The 5,128-nt window shown below is 37.0% G+C and carries 7 protein-coding genes; 3 read left to right on the top strand and 4 right to left on the bottom strand.

All coding sequences use genetic code 11. The features are described from left to right. The 3 genes from F6K22_RS30960 to F6K22_RS30970 form a co-directional block, all read left to right on the top strand. A partial coding sequence (locus F6K22_RS30960; RefSeq protein WP_293107085.1) for a hypothetical protein occupies positions 1-1,065 on the top strand: 1,065 nt, incomplete at its 5' end. 504 nt (positions 1,066-1,569) lie between these two features. Next, on the top strand, positions 1,570-2,028 hold the full coding sequence (locus F6K22_RS30965; protein ID WP_293107088.1) for a hypothetical protein: 459 nt from the start codon (positions 1,570-1,572) through the stop codon (positions 2,026-2,028). 349 nt (positions 2,029-2,377) lie between these two features. Next, a complete protein-coding gene (locus F6K22_RS30970; RefSeq protein ID WP_293107091.1) occupies positions 2,378-2,905 on the top strand; it encodes a hypothetical protein in 528 nt (175 codons plus the stop codon). Positions 2,906-3,099: 194 nt separating this feature from the next. Here F6K22_RS30970 and F6K22_RS30975 read toward each other — a convergent pair whose 3' ends face one another. The 4 genes from F6K22_RS30975 to F6K22_RS30990 form a co-directional block, all read right to left on the bottom strand. Then, entirely contained in the window at positions 3,100-3,237 is a 138-nt protein-coding gene (locus F6K22_RS30975) for a hypothetical protein (RefSeq protein WP_293107094.1), read from the bottom strand. Between the two features lie 31 nt (positions 3,238-3,268). Beyond that, positions 3,269-3,721, bottom strand: a complete 453-nt coding sequence (locus tag F6K22_RS30980) for a type II toxin-antitoxin system VapC family toxin (protein WP_293107097.1) — start codon at positions 3,719-3,721, stop codon at positions 3,269-3,271. 2 nt (positions 3,722-3,723) lie between these two features. After that, complete coding sequence (locus tag F6K22_RS30985) at positions 3,724-3,948, bottom strand: DUF2281 domain-containing protein (protein ID WP_293107100.1); 225 nt, start codon at positions 3,946-3,948, stop codon at positions 3,724-3,726. A gap of 294 nt (positions 3,949-4,242) precedes the next feature. Beyond that, on the bottom strand, positions 4,243-5,128 hold an 886-nt coding region (locus F6K22_RS30990), incomplete at its 5' end, for a glycosyltransferase family 4 protein (RefSeq protein ID WP_293107103.1).

Genomic DNA, 5,128 nt, shown 5'->3' on the forward strand with positions numbered 1-5,128 from the left:
TCTCGGAAGTTGTCTACCCCAAGGAAAAACAGGACTTACGCAAAACAAGGTGTTTCTGTCATTGCGAGCGGCAGCGAAGCAATCTCAAACGTGGAAATTGGGTTCCTCATGCGTAAGTCCTTGATAAATCAGGAAAAGCAGGAGAAAGTTGAGTCGGAAGAAAGGAAAGGGTTGGAGACGGGAACGAAACAAGATTGCGCTACATTCGATCGCCATTCTATTTCTCCATCATCCTACCTTCCTTTCCTGGGAGGGGTTAGAGGTGGGTTCCCATCACAAGAAGAGGTGGTAGAGGTAGAAAAATCTGAGTTTGTGGATAGTTGTGTGGAGTCAGGGGATAATGTAGGTCAGACTTTTCAGGAAAGGGAAATAGTATCGGTAGAAGTGGAGAGCGATCGCTTAGTTGAGGCAGAAAAGCAAGAGTATGTGGAGAGTGCTGTGGAGTCAAGGGAGCAAGTCGATCGGAAGATTCAGGGGAACGCTACAGAATTAACAGAAGTAGAGTGTGTTGAGGTAGTTGAGGTAGAAAAAGATGGGTGTGTCGAAAGTTCAGTAGAGTCACATCAAATCCGGAGAATTACTATATCCAAGTCATTGCAACTGAAACGGAGTGGAATAAAGCAATTTCAGGGGTTTAGGAGATTGCTTCCTATCGTTGCAGTGACAAATGTTCAACTGGATTCGATATCAAAGGATAATAGACATATTTATAAAATCAATAATTTTATTCAACCATTCTATAGAACAGCAAGCAAAGGTGAGCAGAAAAGTCTTTTTTTGTACCACCCACCCTCTGAAAAAATTTCTTCCTTGTCACTTTTTGCCTGTTGCATATCAACTGCTAGCAAAAGTTGCCAGAGAAAATCTTTTTCCTGTTGTTTATCAAGGGAGCAGATGCGATGGTTGAGACCGTATGTTATGTGGCGGAGTTTGACAGGGGATAATAGTAAATCTGGGTTAAAATCTCAGTTTATGGGAGAGGTGAAACTTTTCCCTAGTGTTTGGAGTTTGTTGAAGGATATTCAGTGGAGTTGGGATAGGTCGTTGATGGATACAGGGGGGTAATATTTTTGGTGTGGTCTACTTTTGTTGCCTCTTTGCGAAAATGGTCCCGTCAGAGGTTGATTTGGTGTGGCGATCGAAAGTAGATGAGATTTAGAAAGGAATAGGAAGGGCAAATATCGCGTAACGGTTACGGCAGCGCGAAATATTTGTTTGGTAATTTTTCGGCGATCGCTTTTCTCAATGTGACTCGTTGTTTAATTTTTGGTGTAATGGTGGTGTTATTGCCTCTTCTCCTGAATGAGTAGGTGAGAGATTGGTTTAGTATGGCGATCAATAGTTTTCATAATGAAAGGATACAACAGCATTGAATGAGGAGACCTCTAAACACTGATAGGGAAACGAAGTGTCAGAAAAAAAACAAAAAGCTGTCACAAAAGAAGATGAAAAAACGTCTTATATTTGTAGATCAAGACATAAACCATAAAACCAATCCTAAACCTAAAAGGAAAGGGTCTATGTATGATCTACATAGCACAAAAAAAACACAAGAAAAAGGTGAACACAATGAGAAAGATACTGTACAAAGCTGTCGCATCTATGTTGCTTGCTACGTTACTGATATGGAATATGTCTGTAGGAGTAGCGTTCGCCGATGATAATGATCCATATACCTGTGACGTTAAGAATGAACTCCCATGTCGCATTGTGTTAATGACAAATGAAAATAATAAAGAAACTCTTACTATCAAAAACACTAGCCAGGATAACAAAAATATAAACGTTTATCTAGGGAACACTTCATTAATTTCATCGGTGGAAGTTGATGCTTCAGAAGGAATTAGTGGTATTTGTCAAGATATAGAAAATACACTGTCTAGTCTAGAATCAACCGATCCTCAATCTCCTTGTGAGTTGGAAACTACTACCAATTATCATCAGACCATAACTGCGAATAAAACAAATCAAGTTCAGGGTGTAGGTTTAGAGGTCTTAGTGATTTCTAGAAATACTGCTCCTAAATAAAGGAAAGCAAAGTTTAGAAAGGAAATGGGCGATCGCGTTTCCCAGTCCGATCGTCGTTTCCCAAACAAAAAAGGAGCGATCGCCCTCATCATTTAAACCTTAATCAGATAATTCTGAATTACCTCCCTAGTAGCTAAACCAGTTTTTTCCCAACTAAACTCTTGAGCTACTAGCTAAACTTAAGGTTGAGAGTCGCGATCGCTTCCCTCCATTATTAGCAATAATATTCACCGCATCAGTTATCTCTCCTACATTAAAAAATCATAAATGTGCTGGTGAGATCGTCTTAAGGATGTGCAAGCAAAAAAGCTAAGAATGCACAGAGTCAATTAAACATGGTATTATCTGTATGACAATCGAATCAGTCCTCAAAAAAAATATAGACAGCTACTGTTCCAGAAACGAGATTTCCCTATCTGATAATCAAATCAATAAGCTTATTGATTTATTTTCTTCAACCAAAGACGAAAACAATCGAAAACTCATAGTAAACCGAGGTAAAAACCGAAAGTTAGATGGTAAAAATTCATGTTGGGATGAAGATGTTAGTTTTGAATGGGAGATATTTTCTATCTACATCTATGTAGAATTATGTGCAGGTAACTGTTTTTCAGCCCACTTTCATTTTAAGGCTATGATTGATGATGTACCCGTAGCTGAACGAGATTACACGGTTGATTGTAATGAGCCATCAATTGGATGGACTTTTGATATAATAGGACAACTGTACGTTGAGGTTGGTGTTCGCGGTCATAATACTTGTGCATTCACTCTTGGTTACCTATCAGTTCCTATTTTGGGCAAGGTTTTGGAATGGGATGAAAATATAATTTGTTTCAGCAGAAATACAGCAAATCAACCACGCTTTGTCCAATAAGCTACGGTTTAGAAAGGTTTTCAAGGAATAAATACAAGAAAATTTAAAATTAGATTTTCTGAGTATGGTAAAAACTCTCAAAAGTTCTTTCTCTTTCTAATTCTCTAACTTTACCCAAGACACTACACTTCTAACCCAAATCAACCAAAGGCGATCGCTTTCCAAAATAAAAAAGGAGCGATCGCTCCAATTATTTAAACCTGAATCAGATAATTCAGAATTATCTCTCTAGTGGCTAAACCCGTTTTTTGCCAACTAAATTCTTTAGCTCTAGCCAAACTTAAAGTCGAGAGGCGCGATCGCTCCTCCCTCTCATTACCAATAATATTCATAATTTGCTACTATACTTAACTAATATCTTACTTAAAAGTTGGTAATTATCTCCTGTGGTGTGACAATTTTTATTTCTGGAATAGTTATAAAATCTTGTGGATTAAAAGTTAATAAGCAATTAATTCCATGAGATTTCATTACGGCTAATAATCTAATATCGTGAGTTCGTTTGCCTCTAATATTGTGAGTAGTAACTAACTCTAACCAATAAGTAAAAATTGCTGCATTTTCTGATAATAAAGCGAATTGAGAAATTAATATATTGATTTGTTGTCGAGTTCTTTCAGGAGTCCAACCTAAGCCATTTACTTCTAGAGGACGGGTAGCCACTACCCAAAATTCTATCAGAACTTGGGCAGTTAATAAACATTCGTGGTTTTGATTAAGTAATAAAAATACAGAATCAACAGCTAATTGATAGTTGGATGAGGTTGGATCGCTGGCTCTTAAAAGAATATTTGTATCTAATAAATACCTAGTCATTTTTAATAAATAGTTTCTCGTTTTAAAGCAGATTCTGGTAAGCCAGGGCTATTTTTAGGCTGGCTTTCTGCCCAATTTTTCCAATTTTCTGCCTGTTGTTGTGGTATTTTTGCCTCTGGTTTTACTAGAGTTTTTTGTCTGAGAAATTCACTAAAATCTAGGATTTCTTGCTGTTTTTCTGGCGGTAATTCTCTGAAGTTTTTGAGTAGTGTTTGTTCTATGTTCATTTGATTAATTGATAATTAGGGTTTGCTTATGGAAAGTCTTTTTGTTCTTTGTAGGAGACAGGAGACAGGAGACAGGAGTCAGTGGAATTTAGAGGGGGTAGGAGTAAGAATTGTAAGAATGATTTTTCTGCTCAACTATGCGCCTAAAATACGCTCCTTACAGCATTAAAAGCAATTTGATACACCTCTAAATCTTTATGGTTATTGATTAAATTTTGGCGGTTTTCAGTCATAATATACTTCTCCCTATCACACGACCATCATATCACCCTATCACCCCATTCTCCCATCATTTCACCTCTGAATTACCTCCCTAGTCGCTAAACCAGTTTTTTCCCAACTAAATTCTTTAGCTCTAGCTAAACTTAAGGTCGAGAGTCGCGATCGCTCTCCTCCATCTTTAGCAATAATATTCATCGCATCTGTTATTTCTCCGACATTTTTCGGGTTAACTAAAATAGCAGCATCTCCAGCAACTTCTGGCAGGGATGAAATACTAGAGGTAATAACTGGGGTACCACAACCCATTGCTTCTAATACTGGAAAACCAAACCCTTCCCACAAACTAGGAAAAACTAGAGCGATCGCTTGATTTATTATTTTGGGTAATTCTGTTGGGGAAACATAGTCAAGAAATTTGACTGATTTTGTTAAACCTAGTTCTTTAATTTGAGTTTTTAATGTTGGTGTATAAGTATTATCTGTAGGTCCGGCAAACCATAATTCATACTCGGAAAAATTAGGCAATTTAGCAAATGCTTCTATCAACCGATGTAGATTTTTATAATGGTCGTGGCGACCGAGATAAAGAAAGTAATTTTTTGTGGGTAAGTCTAAGAATTGAAATTTTTGAGAGTCATAACCTAAAGGAATAGGTGTAATTTTTTTAGGTGGTATTTGGAAAAATTCAGTAATATCTTTTGCGGTAGCTTGAGAATTACAAATAATATGTTCTGCCTGAGTTAATACTTGGGGAATATAATATTTGAAATAAGCTGTTAAGCGAGAACCTGGTTTGGGAAAACGCAAAGGAATTAAGTCGTGAGCCATTACTATATAACGACACTGAGAATATAATGGTGCTTCTGGAAGGGGAGAAAAAAGTAGATTTGCTTGTAATTTTTTATAGATATTTGATAATTGAAATTGAGTCCAGAATAATCGTCGTAAATGACCTTTA

Origin of the sequence: Okeania sp. SIO2F4 (assembly GCF_010672385.1) — a bacterium.
Classification (GTDB): domain Bacteria; phylum Cyanobacteriota; class Cyanobacteriia; order Cyanobacteriales; family Microcoleaceae; genus Trichodesmium.

What these genes read in the sequence shown, in the direction of transcription:
- F6K22_RS30965 (WP_293107088.1), top strand. Translation starts at nt 1,570, where the DNA reads ATGAGAAAGATACTGTACAAAGCTGTCGCATCTATGTTGCTTGCTACG.
- F6K22_RS30970 (WP_293107091.1), top strand. Translation starts at nt 2,378, where the DNA reads ATGACAATCGAATCAGTCCTCAAAAAAAATATAGACAGCTACTGTTCC.
- F6K22_RS30975 (WP_293107094.1), bottom strand. Translation starts at nt 3,237, where the DNA reads ATGAATATTATTGGTAATGAGAGGGAGGAGCGATCGCGCCTCTCGACT.
- F6K22_RS30980 (WP_293107097.1), bottom strand. Translation starts at nt 3,721, where the DNA reads ATGACTAGGTATTTATTAGATACAAATATTCTTTTAAGAGCCAGCGAT.
- F6K22_RS30985 (WP_293107100.1), bottom strand. Translation starts at nt 3,948, where the DNA reads ATGAACATAGAACAAACACTACTCAAAAACTTCAGAGAATTACCGCCA.